The sequence below is a fragment of the Streptomyces sp. NBC_00029 genome (assembly GCF_045160505.1).
In the GTDB taxonomy this organism is placed as follows: domain Bacteria; phylum Actinomycetota; class Actinomycetes; order Streptomycetales; family Streptomycetaceae; genus Streptomyces.
In genome coordinates, this window is the sequence record NZ_CP108292.1 from 2,793,506 (window position 1) to 2,811,610 (window position 18,105).

Annotated in this window: 19 protein-coding genes; 5 read left to right on the top strand and 14 right to left on the bottom strand. The window is 71.8% G+C overall.

The window, feature by feature from the left end:
• Window positions 1-7: 7 nt before the first annotated feature.
• Window positions 8-376: a phosphoribosyl-AMP cyclohydrolase gene (gene hisI, locus OG753_RS13395; protein WP_327262025.1), complete on the bottom strand. Its 369-nt coding sequence runs from the start codon at window positions 374-376 to the stop codon at window positions 8-10.
• 91 nt (window positions 377-467) lie between these two features.
• Between hisI and OG753_RS13400 the strand changes: the two genes are divergently transcribed.
• Window positions 468-1,100, top strand: coding sequence for a TIGR03085 family metal-binding protein (locus tag OG753_RS13400; RefSeq protein ID WP_327262026.1), 633 nt, complete (start codon window positions 468-470; stop codon window positions 1,098-1,100).
• Between the two features lie 162 nt (window positions 1,101-1,262).
• On the opposite strand, the gene hisF is transcribed toward OG753_RS13400, so the two are convergent.
• The 8 genes from hisF to hisD are packed head-to-tail and all read right to left on the bottom strand — an operon-like array spanning window position 1,263 to window position 6,985.
• Window positions 1,263-2,018, bottom strand: a complete 756-nt coding sequence (gene hisF / locus OG753_RS13405) for an imidazole glycerol phosphate synthase subunit HisF (RefSeq protein WP_327262027.1) — start codon at window positions 2,016-2,018, stop codon at window positions 1,263-1,265.
• Window positions 2,015-2,416: a RidA family protein gene (locus tag OG753_RS13410; RefSeq protein ID WP_327262028.1), complete on the bottom strand. Its 402-nt coding sequence runs from the start codon at window positions 2,414-2,416 to the stop codon at window positions 2,015-2,017. Before OG753_RS13410 ends, hisF begins: the two co-directional genes overlap by 4 nt.
• Entirely contained in the window at window positions 2,413-3,144 is a 732-nt protein-coding gene (gene priA, locus OG753_RS13415) for a bifunctional 1-(5-phosphoribosyl)-5-((5-phosphoribosylamino)methylideneamino)imidazole-4-carboxamide isomerase/phosphoribosylanthranilate isomerase PriA (RefSeq protein ID WP_327262029.1), read from the bottom strand. Before priA ends, OG753_RS13410 begins: the two co-directional genes overlap by 4 nt.
• Window positions 3,144-3,794 carry an imidazole glycerol phosphate synthase subunit HisH gene (hisH, locus tag OG753_RS13420; protein WP_327262030.1) on the bottom strand — a complete coding sequence of 217 codons (651 nt, stop codon included), beginning with the start codon at window positions 3,792-3,794 and terminating at the stop codon, window positions 3,144-3,146. Before hisH ends, priA begins: the two co-directional genes overlap by 1 nt.
• Window positions 3,791-3,958: a hypothetical protein gene (locus tag OG753_RS13425; RefSeq protein ID WP_327262031.1), complete on the bottom strand. Its 168-nt coding sequence runs from the start codon at window positions 3,956-3,958 to the stop codon at window positions 3,791-3,793. The genes hisH and OG753_RS13425 overlap by 4 nt, the downstream gene beginning before the upstream one ends.
• Window positions 3,959-3,960: 2 nt before the next feature.
• Entirely contained in the window at window positions 3,961-4,554 is a 594-nt protein-coding gene (hisB, locus tag OG753_RS13430) for an imidazoleglycerol-phosphate dehydratase HisB (RefSeq protein WP_030009963.1), read from the bottom strand.
• Window positions 4,551-5,666, bottom strand: coding sequence for a histidinol-phosphate transaminase (locus OG753_RS13435; RefSeq protein ID WP_327262032.1), 1,116 nt, complete (start codon window positions 5,664-5,666; stop codon window positions 4,551-4,553). Before OG753_RS13435 ends, hisB begins: the two co-directional genes overlap by 4 nt.
• Complete coding sequence (gene hisD, locus OG753_RS13440) at window positions 5,663-6,985, bottom strand: histidinol dehydrogenase (protein ID WP_405788568.1); 1,323 nt, start codon at window positions 6,983-6,985, stop codon at window positions 5,663-5,665. Before hisD ends, OG753_RS13435 begins: the two co-directional genes overlap by 4 nt.
• Before the next feature lie 125 nt (window positions 6,986-7,110).
• Between hisD and OG753_RS13445 the strand changes: the two genes are divergently transcribed.
• The 3 genes from OG753_RS13445 (at window position 7,111) to ybaK (ending at window position 10,045) form a co-directional block, all read left to right on the top strand.
• Window positions 7,111-8,706, top strand: a complete 1,596-nt coding sequence (locus tag OG753_RS13445) for an oxidoreductase (protein WP_405788570.1) — start codon at window positions 7,111-7,113, stop codon at window positions 8,704-8,706.
• A gap of 96 nt (window positions 8,707-8,802) precedes the next feature.
• Window positions 8,803-9,540: an LON peptidase substrate-binding domain-containing protein gene (locus OG753_RS13450; RefSeq protein ID WP_327262034.1), complete on the top strand. Its 738-nt coding sequence runs from the start codon at window positions 8,803-8,805 to the stop codon at window positions 9,538-9,540.
• A gap of 10 nt (window positions 9,541-9,550) precedes the next feature.
• A complete protein-coding gene (gene ybaK, locus OG753_RS13455; protein WP_327262035.1) occupies window positions 9,551-10,045 on the top strand; it encodes a Cys-tRNA(Pro) deacylase in 495 nt (164 codons plus the stop codon).
• 41 nt (window positions 10,046-10,086) lie between these two features.
• On the opposite strand, the gene OG753_RS13460 is transcribed toward ybaK, so the two are convergent.
• The 4 genes from OG753_RS13460 to OG753_RS13475 form a co-directional block, all read right to left on the bottom strand.
• The gene (locus OG753_RS13460) at window positions 10,087-10,746 is read right to left on the bottom strand and encodes a hypothetical protein (RefSeq protein ID WP_327262036.1); all 660 of its coding nucleotides are present in this window, start codon (window positions 10,744-10,746) and stop codon (window positions 10,087-10,089) included.
• A 47-nt stretch (window positions 10,747-10,793) separates the two neighbouring features.
• On the bottom strand, window positions 10,794-11,600 hold the full coding sequence (locus OG753_RS13465; protein ID WP_327266739.1) for an ABC transporter permease: 807 nt from the start codon (window positions 11,598-11,600) through the stop codon (window positions 10,794-10,796).
• A 62-nt stretch (window positions 11,601-11,662) separates the two neighbouring features.
• Window positions 11,663-12,700 (bottom strand): ABC transporter ATP-binding protein, encoded by a 1,038-nt coding sequence (locus OG753_RS13470; RefSeq protein ID WP_405788572.1) that lies wholly within the window; start codon window positions 12,698-12,700, stop codon window positions 11,663-11,665.
• Window positions 12,701-12,728: 28 nt separating this feature from the next.
• Window positions 12,729-14,036: an NYN domain-containing protein gene (locus OG753_RS13475; protein WP_327262037.1), complete on the bottom strand. Its 1,308-nt coding sequence runs from the start codon at window positions 14,034-14,036 to the stop codon at window positions 12,729-12,731.
• 221 nt (window positions 14,037-14,257) lie between these two features.
• Between OG753_RS13475 and OG753_RS13480 the strand changes: the two genes are divergently transcribed.
• A complete protein-coding gene (locus OG753_RS13480; protein ID WP_181382758.1) occupies window positions 14,258-14,419 on the top strand; it encodes a hypothetical protein in 162 nt (53 codons plus the stop codon).
• An 84-nt stretch (window positions 14,420-14,503) separates the two neighbouring features.
• Here the strand turns inward: OG753_RS13480 and dnaE are convergent, their stop codons facing one another.
• A complete protein-coding gene (gene dnaE / locus OG753_RS13485) occupies window positions 14,504-18,046 on the bottom strand; it encodes a DNA polymerase III subunit alpha (protein WP_327262038.1) in 3,543 nt (1,180 codons plus the stop codon).
• Window positions 18,047-18,105: the final 59 nt, after the last annotated feature.

An 18,105-nucleotide genomic window follows, 5' to 3' on the forward strand; every position in this document is an offset into this window, starting at 1 on the left:
ACCCTACCTAGTCGGCTGCGCGGAGGAGGACATCGTCGTCGAAGCAGGTGCGTGCCCCGGTGTGGCAGGCCGCTCCGACCTGGTCGACCCGGACGAGCACAGTGTCGGCATCGCAGTCGAGCGCGACGGACTTCACGTGCTGGAAGTGGCCGGAAGTGTCCCCCTTCACCCAGTACTCCTGGCGGCTGCGGGACCAGTAGGTGCAGCGGCCGGTGGTCAGGGTGCGGTGCAGGGCCTCGTCGTCCATCCAGCCGAGCATGAGCACCTCACCGGTGTCGTACTGCTGGGCGATGGCCGGGATCAGGCCGTCCGCGGAGCGCTTGAGGCGCGCGGCGATGGCGGGGTCGAGGTTGCCGGGGCGGGGGGACGTACTCATGTGGACATTGTGCCGGGCCGGGGTGGGGGTATTGATCCCCGTCCGCCTGATGAGCGGGCGCTCGGCGTGTTACCGCCGTAGGCTGGCCCGCATGTCTACCCATGCGAAGCGTGAACGCCTGCTGTTGGCGGACCTGTTGGAGGCGGCCGGTCCGGAGGCCCCCACGCTGTGCGCCGGCTGGACCTGCCGTGAGCTGGCCGCGCACGTGGTGGTGCGGGAGCGGCGGCCCGACGCGGCGGGCGGCCTGCTGCTGAACGTGCTGAAGGGCCGCCTGGACCGGGCGATGGAGGAGTACGCGGCCAAGCCGTACGAGGAGCTGCTCCAGCTGATCAGGACCGGCCCGCCGAGGATGTCGGTGTACTCGCTGAAGCAGATCGACGAGGCGGCGAACGCCGTCGAGTTCTACGTGCACGCGGAGGACGTCCGCCGGGCGCAGCCGGACTGGTCGCCTCGGGAGCTGGACCCGGTGTTCTCGGACGCGCTGTGGTCCCGGCTGGAGAAGCTGGCCCGGCTGACGGGCCGCCGCTCGCCGGTGGGCCTGGTGCTGAGGCGCCCGAACGGGCAGACGGCGGTGGCGCACAAGGGCGCGCCGGTGGTCACCGTGACCGGCGAGCCGGGTGAACTGACGCTGTTCTGCTTCGGCCGGCAGGAAGCGGCGGCGGTGTCGCTCGACGGTGAGAAGGAGGCGGTCGCCAAGCTGACGGTGGCGGCCCTCGGCATCTGACCCCGGCCGCCTTTGCCCTGGCCGGGCGGTGCGGGTGCGGGCCGGTGCCCGCCTTTGCCCTGGCCGGGCGGTGCGGTTGCGCTCCCGGGTGCGGGCCGGTGCCCGCACCCGGAAAGACACCGGCACCGCCCGGGAGGGGAAGCCGCACCACCCGGGAGGGGGTCAGCGGACGGGGTGGCCCGCTTCGCGGAGGGCGGATTTGACCTCGGCGATGCGCAGGTCGCCGAAGTGGAACACCGACGCCGCGAGCACCGCATCCGCCCCCGCCTCGATCGCCGGGGCGAAGTGCGCCAGCTTCCCCGCGCCGCCCGAGGCGATCACGGGCACCGTGACGTGCTTGCGGACCGCCGCGATCATCTCGACGTCGTAGCCGTCCTTGGTGCCGTCCGCGTCCATCGAGTTGAGCAGGATCTCGCCCGCGCCCAGCTCCGCGGCCCGGTGCGCCCACTCGACCGCGTCGATGCCGGTGCCCTGGCGGCCGCCGTGCGTGGTGACCTCGAAGGTCCCGGCGGCGGTGCGGCGCGCGTCCACGGACAGGACGAGCACCTGCCGGCCGAAGCGCTCCGCGATCTCCTGGATGAGCTCGGGGCGGACGATGGCGGCCGTGTTCACGCCCACCTTGTCCGCGCCGGCCCGCAGCAGCTTGTCCACGTCGTCGGCCGTGCGGACGCCGCCGCCCACCGTGAGCGGGATGAAGACCTGCTCGGCGGTGCGGCGCACCACGTCGTAGGTGGTCTCGCGGTTCCCGGAGGACGCGGTGATGTCGAGGAAGGTCAGCTCGTCGGCGCCCTCGGCGTCGTACAGCTTGGCCATCTCCACCGGGTCACCGGCGTCGCGCAGGTTCTGGAAGTTGACGCCCTTGACGACCCGGCCGTTGTCCACGTCCAGGCAGGGGATCACGCGTACGGCGAGGCTCATGCGGTCACCGCCTTGAACGCCTCGACCTCCACCTCGACGACCATGCCGGGGTCGACGAAGCCGGAGACGATGAGCATGGTCGCGGCGGGCCGGACCGCGTCGAAGAGCTGCTTGTGGGCGCGGCCCACCTCTTCGACGTCCCGGGCGTGCGTGAGGTACATCCGGGTGCGGACGACGTCCTCGGGGCCCATGCCGGCCTCGGCGAGGGCCTTGAAGGCGACCTCGAAGGCCTTGACCGTCTGGTCGTACGGGCCGCCCGCGTCGGCGGCGGTGCAGCCGGAGACCAGGACCAGGCCGTTGGAGAGGGCCACCGCGCGCGAGTAGCCGATCACGTCCTCGTAGGCACCGCCGGAGGAGATGCGGCGTACGCCGGCCGTGGAGTCGGGGGAGATGCTCATGCGGAGACCACCTTCAGGGCTTCTTCCAGGGTGAAGGCCTTGGCGTACAGGGCCTTGCCGACGATCGCGCCCTCGACGCCGAGGGGGACCAGCTCGGACAGCGCCCGCAGGTCGTCGAGCGAGGAGATGCCGCCGGAGGCGACGACGGGCCGGTCGGTGGCGGCGCAGACGTTCTTCAGCAGCTCCAGGTTGGGGCCGGTGAGCGTGCCGTCCTTGCCGATGTCGGTGACGACGTAGCGGGCGCAGCCCTCGGAGTCCAGGCGGGCGAGGGTCTCGTAGAGGTCGCCGCCCTCGCTGGTCCAGCCGCGGCCCTTGAGGGTGGTGCCGCGGACGTCGAGGCCGACGGCGATCCTGTCGCCGTGCTCGGCGATGGCCTTCGCGGCCCACTCGGGGGTCTCCAGGGCGGCGGTGCCCAGGTTGACGCGGGTGCAGCCGGTGGCGAGGGCCGCCGCGAGCGAGGCGTCGTCGCGGATGCCGCCGGAGAGCTCGACCTTGATGTCCATGGCGCCGGTGATCTCGGCGACCAGGGCTCGGTTGTCGCCGGTGCCGAAGGCGGCGTCCAGGTCGACCAGGTGCAGCCATTCGGCGCCGGAGCGCTGCCAGGCGAGGGCCGCCTCCAGGGGGGAGCCGTAGGAGGTCTCGCTGCCGGACACCCCGTGCACGAGGCGGACGGCCTGCCCGTCGCGGACGTCGACCGCGGGGAGGAGTTCGAGCGTGGGTGCGGTCATCACAGGGTCTCGATCCAGTTGGTGAGGAGCTGGGCGCCGGCGTCACCGGACTTCTCGGGGTGGAACTGGGTGGCCCACAGGGCCCGGTTCTCCACCGCCGCCACGAACCGCTCGCCGTGGGTGGCCCAGGTGACCTTGGGGGCGCGGATCAGCGGGTTGGTGATCTCCAGGCTCCAGTCGCGCGCCGCGTAGGAGTGCACGAAGTAGAACCGCGCGTCGTCGTCCAGGCCCTTGAAGGCCTGGCTGTCGGCCGGGGCCTCGACGGTGTTCCAGCCCATGTGGGGAACGATCGGGGCCCTGAGCGGGCCGACCGTGCCGGGCCACTCGTCCAGGCCCTCGGTCTCGACGCCGTGCTCGATGCCGCGCTCGAAGAGGATCTGCATGCCGACGCAGATGCCCATGACGGGGCGCCCGCCGGAGAGCCGGCGGCCGATGATCCAGTCGCCGCGCGCCTCCTTGAGGCCCTGCATGCAGGCGGAGAAGGCGCCGACGCCGGGGACGAGGAGTCCGTCGGCGTCCATGGCCTTGTCGTAGTCGCGGGTGATCTCGACGTCGGCGCCGACGCGGGCGAGGGCGCGCTCGGCGGAGCGGACGTTGCCGAAGCCGTAGTCGAAGACGACGACCTTCTTGGTGGGGCGGACTGCGCTCATTCCCAAATTCCCTGGATTCGCAGGACTCCGGCGACCAGACACATCACGGAGCCGAGGGCGAGCAGGACGATGACCGACATGGGCATCTTCTGCTTCTGGAAGGAGTAGACGCCGCCGGCCAGGAACAGGCCGACGACGATCAGGACGGTGTTGAGGCCGTTCACGGCTAGAGGGCGCCCTTCGTGGAGGGCAGGATGCCGGCCGCGCGCGGGTCGAACTCGGCGGCGTAGCGCAGGGCGCGGGCCAGCGCCTTGAACTGGCACTCCACGATGTGGTGGGCGTTGCGGCCGTACGGGACGTGGATGTGCAGGGCGATCTGGGCCTGCGCGACGAAGGACTCGAAGATGTGCCGGGTCATCGTCGTGTCGTACGTGCCGATCATCGGCGCCATGTTCTCGGGCTCGGTGTGCACGAGGTAGGGGCGGCCGGACAGGTCGACGGTCACCTGGGCGAGGGACTCGTCGAGCGGCACGGTGCAGTTGCCGAAGCGGTAGATGCCGACCTTGTCGCCGAGGGCCTGCTTGAAGGCGGCGCCCAGCGCGAGCGCGCTGTCCTCGATGGTGTGGTGGCTGTCGATGTGCAGGTCGCCCTCGGTCTTGACGGTGAGGTCGAAGAGGCCGTGGCGGCCGAGCTGGTCGAGCATGTGGTCGTAGAAGCCCACGCCCGTCGAGACGTCGACCTGGCCGGTGCCGTCGAGGTTTATCTCGACGACGACCGAGGTCTCCTTGGTGGTCCGTTCGACCCGTCCGATGCGGCTCATGCGTGCTGCTCCTTCTTCAGTGCGCGAACCGCTTCCAGGAACGCGTCGTTCTCCGCCGGGGTGCCCGCGGTGACCCGCAGCCATCCCGGTACGCCGTTGTCCCGGACCAGGACGCCCTGGTCGAGGATCTTCTGCCAGGCGGTGTGCGAGTCCTCGAACTTCCCGAACTGGATGAAGTTCGCGTCGGATTCGGTGACCTCGAAGCCGATGGCCCGCAGTTCCACGACCAGGCGGTCGCGCTCGGCCTTGAGCTGCTCGACGTAGCCGAGCAGGGTGTCGGTGTGCTCCAGGGCGGCCAGCGCGGTGGCCTGGGTGACGGCCGACAGGTGGTACGGCAGGCGCACCAGCTGGACGGCGTCGACGACGGCGGGGTGCGCGGCCAGGTAGCCCAGGCGCAGACCGGCCGCTCCGAAGGCCTTGGACATGGTCCGGGAGACCACCAGGTTCGGGCGGCCCTCGATGAGGGGCAGCAGCGAGTCCCGGTGGCTGAACTCCACGTACGCCTCGTCCACGATCACCAGGGACGGCTTGGCCGCCTGCGCGGCCTCGTAGAGGGCGAGGACCGTCTCGGCCTCGACCGCGGTGCCCGTGGGGTTGTTGGGCGAGGTGATGAAGACGACGTCGGGGGCGTTCTCGCCGATGGCCTGCTCCGCCGCCTCCACGTCGATCGTGAAGTCCTCGCGGCGCGGCCCGGAGATCCAGCCGGTGCCGGTGCCGCGGGAGATCAGCGCGTGCATCGAGTAGGAGGGCTCGAAGCCGAGGGCGGTGCGGCCGGGTCCGCCGAAGGTCTGCAGCAGCTGCTGGATGACCTCGTTGGAGCCGTTGGCCGCCCATACGTTCTCCCGCGCGACCGGGTGCTTGCCGGTACGGGTGAGATAGGCGGCCAGCTGGGTGCGCAGCTCGACCGCGTCCCGGTCGGGGTAGCGGTTGAGGGTGCGGGCGGCCTCGGCGACTCGCTCGGCGATGCGCGCGACGAGCTCCGGGGGCAGCTCGTACGGGTTCTCGTTGGTGTTCAGCTGGACGGGCACGTCGAGCTGCGGGGCGCCGTAGGGGCTCTTGCCGCGCAGCTCGTCCCGGATGGGGAGGTCGTCGATGCCGATGCCGGCGGTCATACGGTGGGCACCTTCCATCCGAAGCGCGCCTTCAGGGCGGCGCCGTGCGCGGGCAGGTCCTCGGCCTCGGCCAGCGTCACCACGTGGTGGGTGACCTCGGCGAGGGCGTCGCGCGTGTAGTCCACGATGTGGATGCCGCGCAGGAAGGACTGCACGGACAGGCCGGAGGAGTGGCAGGCGCAGCCGCCGGTGGGCAGCACGTGGTTGGACCCGGCGCAGTAGTCGCCGAGGGAGACCGGGGCCCACGGGCCGACGAAGATCGCGCCGGCGTTGCGGACCCGGGCGGCCCAGGCGGCCGCGTCGGCGGTCTGGATCTCCAGGTGCTCGGCGCCGTACGCGTCGACGACCTTGAGGCCGTCCTCCAGGCTGTCGACCAGCACGATCGCGGACTGCTTGCCGGCCAGCGCGGGCTTGATCCGGTCCTCGACGTGCTTGGTCGCGGCGACCTGGGGCTCCAGCTCCTTCTCGACGGCGTCCGCGAGCTCCGCGGAGTCCGTGACGAGCACGGCCGCGGCCAGCGGGTCGTGCTCGGCCTGGCTGATCAGGTCGGCGGCGACGTGCACCGGGTCGGCGGTGGAGTCGGCGAGGACGGCGATCTCGGTCGGGCCGGCCTCGGTGTCGATGCCGATCCTCCCGGTGAAGTAGCGCTTGGCTGCGGCGACCCAGATGTTGCCGGGGCCGGTCACCATGTTGACCGGCAGGCAGTCCTCGGTGCCGTACGCGAACATGGCGACGGCCACGGCGCCACCGGCCGCGTACACCTCGTCCACGCCGAGCAGCGCGCACGCGGCGAGGATCGTCGGGTGGGGCAGCCCGTCGAACTCCTTCTGCGGCGGGGACGCGAGCGCGATCGACTCGACGCCCGCCTCCTGGGCCGGGACGACGTTCATGACGACGGAGGACGGGTACACCGAGCGGCCGCCCGGGGCGTACAGCCCCACGCGCTCCACCGGAACCCACTTCTCGGTCACCGTGCCGCCGGGGACCACCTGGGTGGTGTGCTCGGTGCGGCGCTGGTTGCGGTGCACGATCCGGGCGCGCCGGATCGACTCCTCGAGGGCCGCGCGGACGGCCGGGTCCAGCTGCTCCAGGGCGGCCTTGATGGCCTCCTCGGGCACCCGGACCTGCGAGAGCTCGACCCCGTCGAACTTCTGCGCGTACTCGATCAGCGCCGCCGTGCCACGATGATGGACGTCCTCGCAGATGGGCCGCACCTTCTCCAGGGCAGCTTCTACGTCGAACTCGGCACGGGGCAGCAGATCGCGCAGGGCGCCGCCCTCGGGGAGGGCGTCACCGCGCAGGTCGATACGAGAGATCACCTCACAATTCTCTCAGACCGCTTCGCGCCACCGTTCGCCCGTATCACTGGCTGATACGGGCCCCGGATGTCACAGGCGCCCGTTAGCGTTCCCCTACACGTAGATGACAGCGGAGGGGGGCCGCCGTGACCGAGGCGCGCACGGACGAGGAACCGGCGGATCTGACCGCCGCCGAACGGCGCATGTGGGAGGCGTACCGCACGGGCAGCGTCTGCGATCTCAGCACCCGCGTCGCCGACCGCGACGATCCGCACGCCGAGCACGTCTGGGGGCCCGAGCGCAGCGTCCGCGCCCGGGTGGTCGCACGGCTGCTGCTGCACGGGCCGCCGCCGGTGCCGGGCCGGGTGGCCTCCCTCAAGCTGCGCGGGGTGCGGATCAGCGGGCGGCTGGAACTGTCCGGCGGCGCGGTGGCCCCGTACGTGGAGGTCCAGTCCTGCCGCTTCGACAGCGAGATCCAGCTGTCCGAGGCCCGCTTCGGCACGCTGCGCCTGATCAACTGCGCGATACCGCGGCTGGAGGCCGCCCGGCTGCACACCGAGGGCGATCTGCATCTGCCGCGCTGCCGGGTGGCGCGCGGGATCCGGCTGACCGACGCGCAGATCGGCACCGACCTGCTGGTCAGCCAGGCCGTGGTGCAGCGGGACAGCAAGGGGCGGGCGATCGCCGCGGACGGGATGTCGGTCGCACAGGACTTACAGGGCGAGCTGTTGGAGACGTACGGCGAGGTGAGCCTGCGCGGGGCCAAGGTCGGCGTGTCGATGAACCTGCGCGGGGCCCGCCTGCGCAATCCGTACGGGCGGTACGCGATGAACGCCCCGCAGCTGACCGTCGAGCGGACCCTGTACCTGACCTCGATCGCGCTGGACTACGCGGCGGGCGGGGGCTCCTCCACTCCCCCGTACGGGCTGGGGGCGACGCCCACGCGCGGTCAGCGGGCCCGGCCCTTCGAGTGCCGGGGCGGGCTCCGGCTGGACGACGGCCGTTTCGGGGACGCCATCGACTTCTACGGCGCGCGCTTCACGCTCACGGCCGATCAGGAGATCTCCCTGCGCCGGATCCAGACCCCCGAGTTCCGTTTCGTCGGCGAGCGGCCGGAGCGGGGGCGGGTGGTGGTGTCCGGGGCCAAGGTGGTCAAGCTCGTCGACACGTCCACGGCCTGGCCTGGCCCGGGCGGGGTGTCCATCGAAGGGTTCGTCTACGAGACCCTCGCGCCCCGGGGACACTTCCCGCTCTCCCGGCGCCTGGAGTGGGTGGCTGCGGCGACTCCCGAGTACTCGCCGGAGCCGTACGAGCGGCTGGCCGCCGTACTGCGGGCGAGCGGCGAGGACCAGGACGCCCGGGAGGTGCTGCTGGCCAAGCAGCGCCGGCGCCGGGCCACGCTGCCGCCGGCGCCGAAGGCGTGGGGGTACCTCCAGGACTGGACGGTGGTCTACGGGTACCGCCCGGGCCGGGCCGCGCTGTGGATGGCGGTGCTGTGGGCGGCGGGGGCGCTGATGTTCTCACAGCTCGACCCGCCGGCGATCAAGCAGGACGAGCACCCCGAGTGGAGCGCCGCCCTGTACGCGCTGGACCTGCTGCTCCCGGTGATCGACCTCGGTCAGCAGGGCCAGTGGAAGCTGGCGGGCGGCTGGCAGTGGGGGGCGGCGGGCCTCGTGATCATGGGCTGGATCCTCGCCACGACGGTGGCGGCGGGAGCCTCCCGGCTGCTGCGGCGCGGCTGACGGCGGCGGGGGTCGTCCGGCCGATCGCGGACGTGCCGCCGTCCGCCCCTCAAACGCCGGACACCCTCCGGGTCCCGGGCGATTACCCTGTGCCAGGTGACCACCGTTCGCCTGCCCCTCTTCCCGCTGAACTCGGTGCTGTTCCCGGGACTCGTCCTCCCGCTGAACATCTTCGAGGAGCGTTATCGCGCCATGATGCGCGAGCTGCTGAAGACGGGCGAGGACGAGCCGCGACGCTTCGCGGTCGTCGCGATCCGCGACGGCCGGGAGGTCGCGCCGACCGCGCCCGGCCTGCCGGACCAGACGGCCCTGCCCGAGCGCGGCCCGGCGGCGGGCTTCGGCCCCGACCCGATCCAGTCCTTCCACCGGGTGGGCTGCATCGCCGACGCGGCGACCGTCCGGGAGCGGGAGGACGGCAGCTTCGAGGTCCTGGCGACCGGTACGACGCGGGTCCGTCTGGTCTCGGTCGACGCCTCGGGTCCCTTCCTGACGGCGGAGCTGGAGGAGCTGCCGGAGGACGCGGGCGACGGTGCGGGCGTCCTGGCCGAGGGGGTGCTGCGGGCCTTCCGCACCTACCAGAAGCGGCTGGCCGGGGCCCGGGAGCGGTCCCTGACCGGCGCGGAGCTCCCCGACGAGCCCTCGGTGGTCTCCTACCTGGTGGCCGCGGCGGCGGTACTGGACATCCCCGCGAAGCAGCGGCTGCTCCAGGCCCCGGACACCGCGACCCGGCTGGCGGAGGAGCTGAAGCTGCTGCGTACGGAGACGGCGGTGATCCGCCACCTCCCGTCCCTGCCGGCGGTGGACCTGACCCGTGCCCCGACGAGCCCGAACTGAGCGCACCCCGATGGCGAAGAAGACCAAGCAGGCGGCAGGCACCCCGGCGATCGTCGCCCTGACGGCGGCGGGCGTCGCCTTCACCACGCACGCCTACGAGCACGACCCGGCGCATCCCTCGTACGGGGAGGAGGCCGCGCAGGCGCTCGGCGTCTCGCCCGCCCAGGTGTTCAAGACCCTGGTCGCGGACGTGGACGGGGTCCTGACGGTGGCGGTGGTCCCGGTGTCGGGATCACTGGACCTCAAGGCCCTGGCGACGGCGGTGGGCGGCAAGCGGGCGGCGATGGCCGACCCGGCCCTGGCAGAGCGCACCACGGGCTACGTCCGCGGCGGCATCTCCCCGCTGGGACAGCGCAAGCGGCTGCGTACGGTGATCGACACCTCGGCCTCGGAGCACGCCACGGTCTGCTGCTCGGCGGGCCGCCGCGGACTGGAGATCGAACTCTCCCCGTCGGACCTGACCACCCTCACCGCAGCCACCCTGGCCCCGATCGCCCGCGCCTGAGCCGTCTCCTTCGGGTCGTGCCGGGGCGGAGCCCTGCGGGATCAGGCGCGGGGGGTCTCCGGGGCCGAGGAGGCGGAGCCGGCGGGCGGCGGCGCCTGGTAGTACCCGCTCCAGCCGTGCACGGGCTCGGGATCGGGCTCCCGCGGCGACCACAACGCGGTCAGCCCGAGGTGCAGCAGCACGGCGGTCATCGGCCACGCCAGCAGCGCCCCGTGCGCGAGCAGCTCCAGCGGCGCGTCGAACGGAACCCCCTTGCCCGCCGCCTTCGCGGCGGCGACCAGGTCCGACGACGGTCCCAGCCACAGCCCGAACCGCCACCCCACCAGCGCGCCGAACACGGCCCCGAGCCCGAGCCCGATCACCAGCGGCACGCCACCGGCCCGGCGCCACAGGAAGGTGCCGACGGCGCTCAGCACGCCCAGCCCGAGCGACAGCAGGAAGAAGGTGCCGTCGGAGGCGATCCGCGCCTCGCTCTCGCTGTCGCGCAGGAACACGGCCTCCCCGTTGGAGACGTACTGCACGCGGGGCGCCAGCCACACCCACAGCAGGCCGAGGAGCAGTCCGGCCAGCCCGACGAGCAGGGCGACGACGGCCCCGTCACGGATGTCCTCCGGGGTGATCGCCCCGGCGGCGGCGCCCGGCTTCTCGGGCGGGAGCGGCGGCGGGTCGAGGGGGGAGGGCGGGGTCACGGCTTCGGTCACCCCCACATCGTGCCAGGTGTGCCCGGCAGCGGCGTCGGCGGACCGCTTCAGCGGACGGCCGCCCGGCGGTACGCCCAGGTCGCGACGGTCAGCGAGAGGACGCCCACGGCCCCGCACACGCCCAGGTCGAAGGCGACGGCGGCCCAGTCCGGTTCCGGGGCGAAGGTACGGGCGAACGCCTCGACGCCGTACGTGGACGGCAGCAGGTCGCGGGCCCACACGATCACGTCCGGCATCCGTTCCGGCGGCAGCACCCCGAGCAGCAGCGCCGCCGACATGCCGAGCTGCCCCGCGAGGGTGGCCAGCTCCTGCCGCGGTGCCAGCAGCCCCAGCGCCGCGCCGAGTCCGGCCAGTGCGGCCCCGGCCAGCGGAACGACGGCGGCCAGGATCCACAGCCCGCTCATCGGCAGCCCGAAGAGCAGACAGCCGAAGACGGCGGTGACGAGGGTGCCGGGCAGCGTGAAGGAGGCGTACGCGGCGGCCGCGCCCAGCACCACGGACGCGGGCGGCACCGGCAGGGTGGCGTAATGGTCGAGCCCGCCGCCGGCCCGCAGCTGCCCGAAGTACTGGGCGAGCAGGTTCAGCGCGACGAAGGCGACGACGAGCACCGAGGACCCGGCGACGACGGCGCGGGCCTCGGATCCCCCGTCGACGACGCCCCGCATCAGGATCATGATCCCGACGGACTGGAAGGTCGCGACGAACAGCAGCGGGATGCGTGCCACCCGGGCGCGGGACAGCTGGGCCCGGTACACGGCGGCCAGGGCGGGGAAGAAGCGCGCGCGGGGCGCCAGCGGTGCGGGCTGCGGTGCCTGGGCACGGCCGTCGTCCGCGGCCGCCGGCGCGGCGCCCACGGCCGGTGACGGCGCGGTACCGGGCTCGAGCACGGCCCGGACGGCTCCCGTGGAACGGTCGCTCACGACTTCACCAGCCCTTTCGTCCTACCGCCGAGGGCCAGGTACACGTCTTCCAGGCTGGGGGTCGCCAGGGTGAAGTCGTCGAGCGCGGCGAATGCGGGGCTCCCGGTGACCGAGGCCACCGCCGCCCTCGCCTGGTCCGGCGCCAGCCGGAGCACCCAGCGGCGCCCGGACTCGACGGCCAGGTCGCGCAGCCGGGCGACCTCCGGCACCTCCAGCGGAGCGTCCTCGCGCCACACCAGCTCCAGCCGGACCTCGCCCGAGACGGTGGCCTTGAGCCCGGCGGGCGTGTCGCAGGCGATGACCTTGCCCTGGTCGACGACGGCGACCCGGTCCAGGACGGTCTCGGCCTCGATGACGTTGTGGGTGACGAGCAGCACCGTCGTGCCGTGCTGCGCGCGCCGCCGGTCGACGGCGGACCACACGGCCCGCCGGGCCAGCGGGTCCATCCCGGTGGTGGGCTCGTCGAGGACGAGTACGGGCCGCTCCCCCACCAGTGCGGTGGCGAAGCAGGCGAGGCGGCGCTGGCCGCCGGAGAGTTTCTTCAGGGCCCGTCCTGCGATCGCGGTCAGCCCGAGTTCCTCGAGCACGGCGTCGCGTGCGGCGCGGGCGGCGCGGACGCCCTGCCCGCGCAGCCGTCCGGTGGTCTCGACGGCAAGCGCCACGGTGAGCTCGTCCAGGGCGGTGGATTCCTGCCCCAGGTAGGCCAGGAGCCGCGCGGCCCGCTCGGGGTGGCGTACGAGGTCGTGGCCGAGCAGGGTCACCGAGCCGGAGTCGGGCCGCATCAGGCCGGTGAGCTGGCGGACCAGCGTGGACTTGCCGGCGCCGTTGGGGCCGAGCAGGCCGAAGATCTCGCCGCGCCGGACGTCCAGGCAGATCCCGTCGTTGGCGCGGGTCTCGGGCAGGGCGGGGGCCCCGCGCCGGCCGCGTACCGCGGGATACGTCTTGACCAGGTCACGCACCGCGCAAATCACGTCCGGCGCCGCTCCTGCGGCTGCCGCCGTGCCTTCTCGCGCCTGTGCTGTGCCCGTACTCACGAGGGAGCAGCCTACGGGGTTCCCGCCCCTACTCGGCCGTCGGGGTCAGCGGGGCGGCGAGGTCGCCGGGGCCGGCTCCGGGCGCGGAGGCCGGTACGGCGGCCACGTGTTCGGCGGCGGCGCGGACGTCGATCTCCCGCCAGAACCCGGCCCTGATGGCGTAGCGGTCGTGCTCGTCGATCTGGTCGTCCTTGTGCGCGAGCAGCCCGAACCGGGCGGCGTAGCGCAGCAGTTCGCCGTCGATCCGGTGCGGGATCCGCGGGTACATCGTGGCCAGCTTCTGCAGGTGCACGGTCTCCGGGAGGCGTTCCATCCAGCGCCGGGCGAACACCTGTCCCACCTCGAACGGGTCGCCGCCGACGGTGGTGATGTCCTCCTCCCGGTCCGCCCAGCGCTGTTCGGCGCTGGTGAGCTGGGCGAGGGTGGGCAGCGAGGCGGTCTCGGCGGGCTCGCCCAGCGGTCCGGCCCGGTCGATCCAGCCCTTGTCGGAGGACCAGCGCAGGGCGCTGGCGGGGGCGTGGGCGCCGCTCGGCGCGGCCTGCGGGCCGCCCTGCTGTCCGGGGGCGCGCAGGGCTCCGGCGAGGTCCTTGGGGGTCGGTACGGGTTTGCCGCCGGGGGTGGTGGGCGCCGGTACGGGGACCCCGCCCGGCTCCTCCTCGCCGGTGACGGCGGCGCCGTTGCGGGCGGCCTCGGCGAGCGCGGCCTCGGGCAGCGGCGCCGAGAGGATGGCGGCGATGTCGGGGCGGGGTGCGGGCGGCGGGGAGCACAGTCCGGTGAGGTCCTTGGCGCGGACGGCCCGGGTGATCCAGGCCCGGTCCAGGACGCGGCGTTCGTCGGCCTCGGCGACGAGGTCCTCGGACTGGTTGTAGTCCCCGTCGGCGGCCTGGACGGCCCACAGGTGGACGGCGACGCCGTGTTCCTTGGCGGACATCAGGCCGGGCAGCAGGTCTCCGTCGCCGGTGACGAGTACGACGTCGGAGCAGGCCCGGTTGCGGGCGAGCTCGGTGAGCTCGGCGTGCATGGCGGCGTCGACGCCCTTCTGCGCCCAGCGGCCGTCGCTCCGGGTCAGGGCGCCCAGGCGGACGGTGACGCGCGGCATGACGCGCAGCCGCCGGTGCTCGGGCTGGGGCACCCGGTCGGGCGCGCCGTCGAACCAGTAGATGCGCAGCAGGGGCTGCTCGGTGTCGGCCTCGGCCCGCTCGCGCAGGCCCTGGATGAGGGCGGCATGGTCGATGGTGATCCGGGAGCGGGAGGGCTCCCCGGCGAGAAGGCTGGCGGCGGCACCCAGCAGGTAGCCGGCGTCCACCAGGACGACGCAGCGGTCCACGCGTTCCACCCTCTTCCCTGGGGGTCCTCTGTGCTTTTCGGCGGGTTCCCCGAGTCTGCCCGACCCCAAGGGCGTTGAAGGCCGGAACTCGATCATCGGCGTGGCGGATCTCACTCCCGACGGGGCGGGGGGCACCGGCTACGCGCAGTAATGATCCAAAATGCGCGGTTTCTGGCCCTGTGTGAGTGTGAAGGCGGTCCTGGCCCCTAGACCCTCACGGAGGTTCCACCATGGCCAAGAACAAGAACCAGAAGCAGCCCGCCAAGCAGCAGCCCCGGTCGGGGCAGGATCCGACCAAGGGCACGTCGGAGACCGAGTCGATGCCCTCCTCGGCGCCGAGCCCGATGGACATGGCGCACAAGCGCAAGGAGAAGAAGTTCGGCCACAACTGACGGCCGTACTCGAACGCGGAAGGGCCCGCCCGGTGACACCGGGCGGGCCCTTCCGCGCGTACTGCCGCTCTCGTGCCCGGGATGCTATCCGGCCAGGCAGGACGGCCCGAGCAGCACCTTGAGGTCGCCGAAGAGGGCGGGGTCGGGCTTGACCCGGTGCTTGTCGAGACGCAGCACGGTGGTGGTGCGGGGTCCCTGGAGCTTGATGCGGACTTCGCTGTTGCCCTGGTGGTGGCGCAGGATCTCGCCCAGACGGGTCACCATCGGCGGGGTGACCTTCACGGTGGGGATGGTGAGGACCACCGGGGCGTTGGTGCCGGCGGAGGAGAGGTCGGGGACCATCATCTCCATGGCGACCAGGCGGGGGACGTCCTCGCGCTTGTCGAGGCGGCCCTTGACGAAGACCACGGTGTCCTCGACCAGCTGGGTGGAGACGAGCTGGTAGGTCGCGGGGAAGAACATGCATTCGATGGAGCCGGCCAGGTCCTCGACGGTGGCGATGGCCCAGGCGTTGCCCTGCTTGGTCATCTTGCGCTGGAGGCCCGAGATGATGCCGCCGATGGTGACGACCGCGCCGTCGGAGTGCTCGCCGCCGGTCAGCTGGGAGATTCCGGCGTCGGTCTTGTCGGAGAGCACGTGCTCCAGGCCGAAGAGCGGGTGGTCGGAGACGTAGAGGCCGAGCATCTCGCGCTCCTGGGCGAGCAGGTAGGACTTCTCCCACTCGACGTCGGAGAACTCCACGTCGAGGCCGAAGCCGGGCTCGTCGCTCGCGTTCTCGTCACCCATTCCGCCGAAGAGGTCGAACTGTCCCTCGGCCTCCTTGCGCTTGACCGCGACCACGTTGTCGATCATCGGCTCGTGGTGCGCGACCAGGCCCTTGCGGGTGTGGCCCATCTCGTCGTAGGCGCCGGCCTTGATCAGCGACTCGACGGTGCGCTTGTTGCAGACGACGGCCTCGACCTTGTCCAGGAAGTCGGGGAAGGAGGAGAACTTCCCCTTCGCCTTCCTGGTCCTGATGATCGACTCCACGACGTTCGTGCCGACGTTGCGCACCGCGGTGAGGCCGAAGAGGATCACGTCGTCGCCCTGGGCCGCGAAGTTCGGCTCGGACTCGTTCACGTTCGGCGGCAGGACCTTGATGCCCATCCGGCGGCACTCGTTCAGGTAGATCGCGGACTTGTCCTTGTCGTCCTTGACCGAGGTGAGCAGGCCGGCCATGTACTCGGCCGGGAAGTTCGCCTTGAGGTAGGCGGTCCAGTAGGAGACCAGGCCGTACGCGGCCGAGTGGGCCTTGTTGAAGGCGTAGCCGGCGAAGGGGACCAGGACGTCCCACAGCGCCTTGATCGCCTGGTCGCTGAAGCCCTTCTTCTTGGCGCCTTCCTCGAAGATGACGAAGTTCTTCGCCAGCTCCTCGGGCTTCTTCTTGCCCATCACGCGGCGCAGGATGTCGGCCTCGCCGAGCGAGTACCCGGCGATGATCTGGGCGGCCTTCTGGACCTGCTCCTGGTAGACGATCAGGCCGTAGGTGACCGCGAGCACCTCTTCGAGCGGACCCTCCAGCTCGGGGTGGATCGGGGTGATCTCCTGCTGCTTGTTCTTGCGCAGGGCGTAGTTCGTGTGCGAGTTCATGCCCATCGGGCCCGGCCGGTACAGGGCCGAGACGGCGGAGATGTCCTCGAAGTTGTCGGGCTTCATCAGGCGCAGCAGGGAGCGCATGGGCCCGCCGTCGAACTGGAAGACGCCGAGGGTGTCGCCGCGGCCGAGCAGTTCGAAGGTCTTGGGGTCGTCGAGCGGGAGGCCGAGGAGATCGATGTCGATCCCCTTGTTGGCCTTCACCATCTTGACGGCGTCGTCCATGATCGTGAGGTTGCGCAGGCCGAGGAAGTCCATCTTCAGCAGGCCGAGCGACTCGCAGCTCGGGTAGTCCCACTGGGTGATGGTGACGCCGTCGGTGTGCCGCACCCAGACGGGTACGTGGTCGGTGATCGTCTCGCTGGACATGATCACGCCGGCGGCGTGCACGCCCATCTGGCGGACCAGGCCCTCGACACCGCGGGCGGTGTCGATGACCTTCTTCACGTCCGGCTCGTTCTCGTACATCCCGCGGATCTCGCCGGCCTCGCCGTAGCGGGGGTGCTGCGGGTCGAGGATGCCGGAGAGCGGGATGCCCTTGCCGAGGACGTCGGCGGGCATGGCCTTGGTGAGCCGGTCGCCCATGGCGTAGGGGTAGCCCAGTACACGGGCCGAGTCCTTGATCGCGTTCTTGGCCTTGATGGTGCCGTAGGTGCCGATCATGGCGACCTTGTCGGCGCCGTACTTCTCGGTCACGTACCGGATCACCTCGACGCGCCTGCGCTCGTCGAAGTCGATGTCGACATCGGGCATGGAGACGCGCTCGGGGTTCAGGAAGCGCTCGAAGATCAGACCGTGGGTGAGCGGGTCGAGGTCGGTGATGCCCATGGCGTACGCGACGATCGAGCCGGCCGCGGAGCCTCGGCCCGGGCCCACCGCGATGCCCTGGTTCTTGGCCCACATGATGAAGTCGGCGACCACGAGGAAGTAGCCGGGGAAGCCCATCGAGATGATCGTGTCCATCTCGTACTCGGCCTGCTGCATCCGGTCCTCCGGAATGCCTCCGGGGTAGCGGCGGTGCATGCCGCGCATGGTCTCCTCGCGGAACCAGCTGACCTCGGTGTGGCCGTCCGGGATGTCGAACTTCGGCATCAGGTTCCGGAACTTGAACATGCCTTCGGTCTCGATCTGGTCCGCGACCAGCCGCGTGTTGGCGCAGCCCTCCTGCCAGGCGTCCGAGGAGTCGATCGCGTACATCTCGTCGGTCGACTTCAGGTAGTAACCGGTGCCGTCGAAGCGGAAGCGGTCCGGGTCCGAGAGGTTCTTGCCGGTCTGGATGCAGAGCAGGGCGTCGTGGGCGCCGGCCTCGCTGGCGTACGTGTAGTGGGAGTCGTTCGTCACCAGCGGCGGGATGCCGAGCTTCTTGCCGATCTCCAGCAGGCCGTCGCGGACCCGGCGCTCGATCTCGATGCCGTGGTCCATCAGCTCCAGGAAGTAGCGCCCCTCGCCGAAGATGTCCTTGTAGTCGGAGGCGGCCTGCACGGCCTCGTCGAACTGGCCGAGCCGCAGCCTGGTCTGCACCTCGCCGGACGGGCAGCCGGTGGAGGCGATCAGGCCCTCGGACCACTTGGAGATGGTCTCCTTGTCCATCCGCGGCCACTTCGTGAGCCAGCCCTCGGCGTACGCGTCGGAGGACAGCCGGAAGATGTTGTGCAGGCCGGTGGCGTTCGACGCCCAGATGGTCTTGTGGGTGTAACCGCCGGAACCGGAGACGTCGTCGCGCTTCTGGTGCGGCTGGCCCCACTGGATGCGCCGCTTGTTGCGCCGGGACTCGGGGGCGACGTACGCCTCGATGCCGATGATCGGCGTGACCCCGGCCTTCTGCGCCGTGTGGAAGAAGTCATAGGCGCCGTGCAGATTGCCGTGGTCGGACATCGCGATGTGCGTCATGCCCATTTCGTTGCACGCGTTGAACATGTCCTTCAGCCGCGCGGCACCGTCCAGCAGGGAGTACTGGGTGTGGACGTGCAGGTGCGTGAACGGCGGCTTTGTCACGGCGCGGGTCCTCCGGGGGCGGGGGTGAGGGGGCAGCTTCGAATCCTACGTCGGCCGGG

Excerpts from the sequence above, each read along its gene's own strand:
- priA (WP_327262029.1), bottom strand. The coding sequence starts at position 3,144 with ATGACCGCACCCACGCTCGAACTCCTCCCCGCGGTCGACGTCCGCGAC.
- hisH (WP_327262030.1), bottom strand. The coding sequence starts at position 3,794 with ATGAGCGCAGTCCGCCCCACCAAGAAGGTCGTCGTCTTCGACTACGGC.
- hisI (WP_327262025.1), bottom strand. The coding sequence starts at position 376 with ATGAGTACGTCCCCCCGCCCCGGCAACCTCGACCCCGCCATCGCCGCG.
- OG753_RS13480 (WP_181382758.1), top strand. The coding sequence starts at position 14,258 with ATGGCCAAGAACAAGAACCAGAAGCAGCCCGCCAAGCAGCAGCCCCGG.
- ybaK (WP_327262035.1), top strand. The coding sequence starts at position 9,551 with ATGGCGAAGAAGACCAAGCAGGCGGCAGGCACCCCGGCGATCGTCGCC.
- hisB (WP_030009963.1), bottom strand. The coding sequence starts at position 4,554 with ATGAGCCGCATCGGACGGGTCGAACGGACCACCAAGGAGACCTCGGTC.
- hisF (WP_327262027.1), bottom strand. The coding sequence starts at position 2,018 with ATGAGCCTCGCCGTACGCGTGATCCCCTGCCTGGACGTGGACAACGGC.
- OG753_RS13400 (WP_327262026.1), top strand. The coding sequence starts at position 468 with ATGTCTACCCATGCGAAGCGTGAACGCCTGCTGTTGGCGGACCTGTTG.
- OG753_RS13435 (WP_327262032.1), bottom strand. The coding sequence starts at position 5,666 with ATGACCGCCGGCATCGGCATCGACGACCTCCCCATCCGGGACGAGCTG.
- OG753_RS13410 (WP_327262028.1), bottom strand. The coding sequence starts at position 2,416 with ATGAGCATCTCCCCCGACTCCACGGCCGGCGTACGCCGCATCTCCTCC.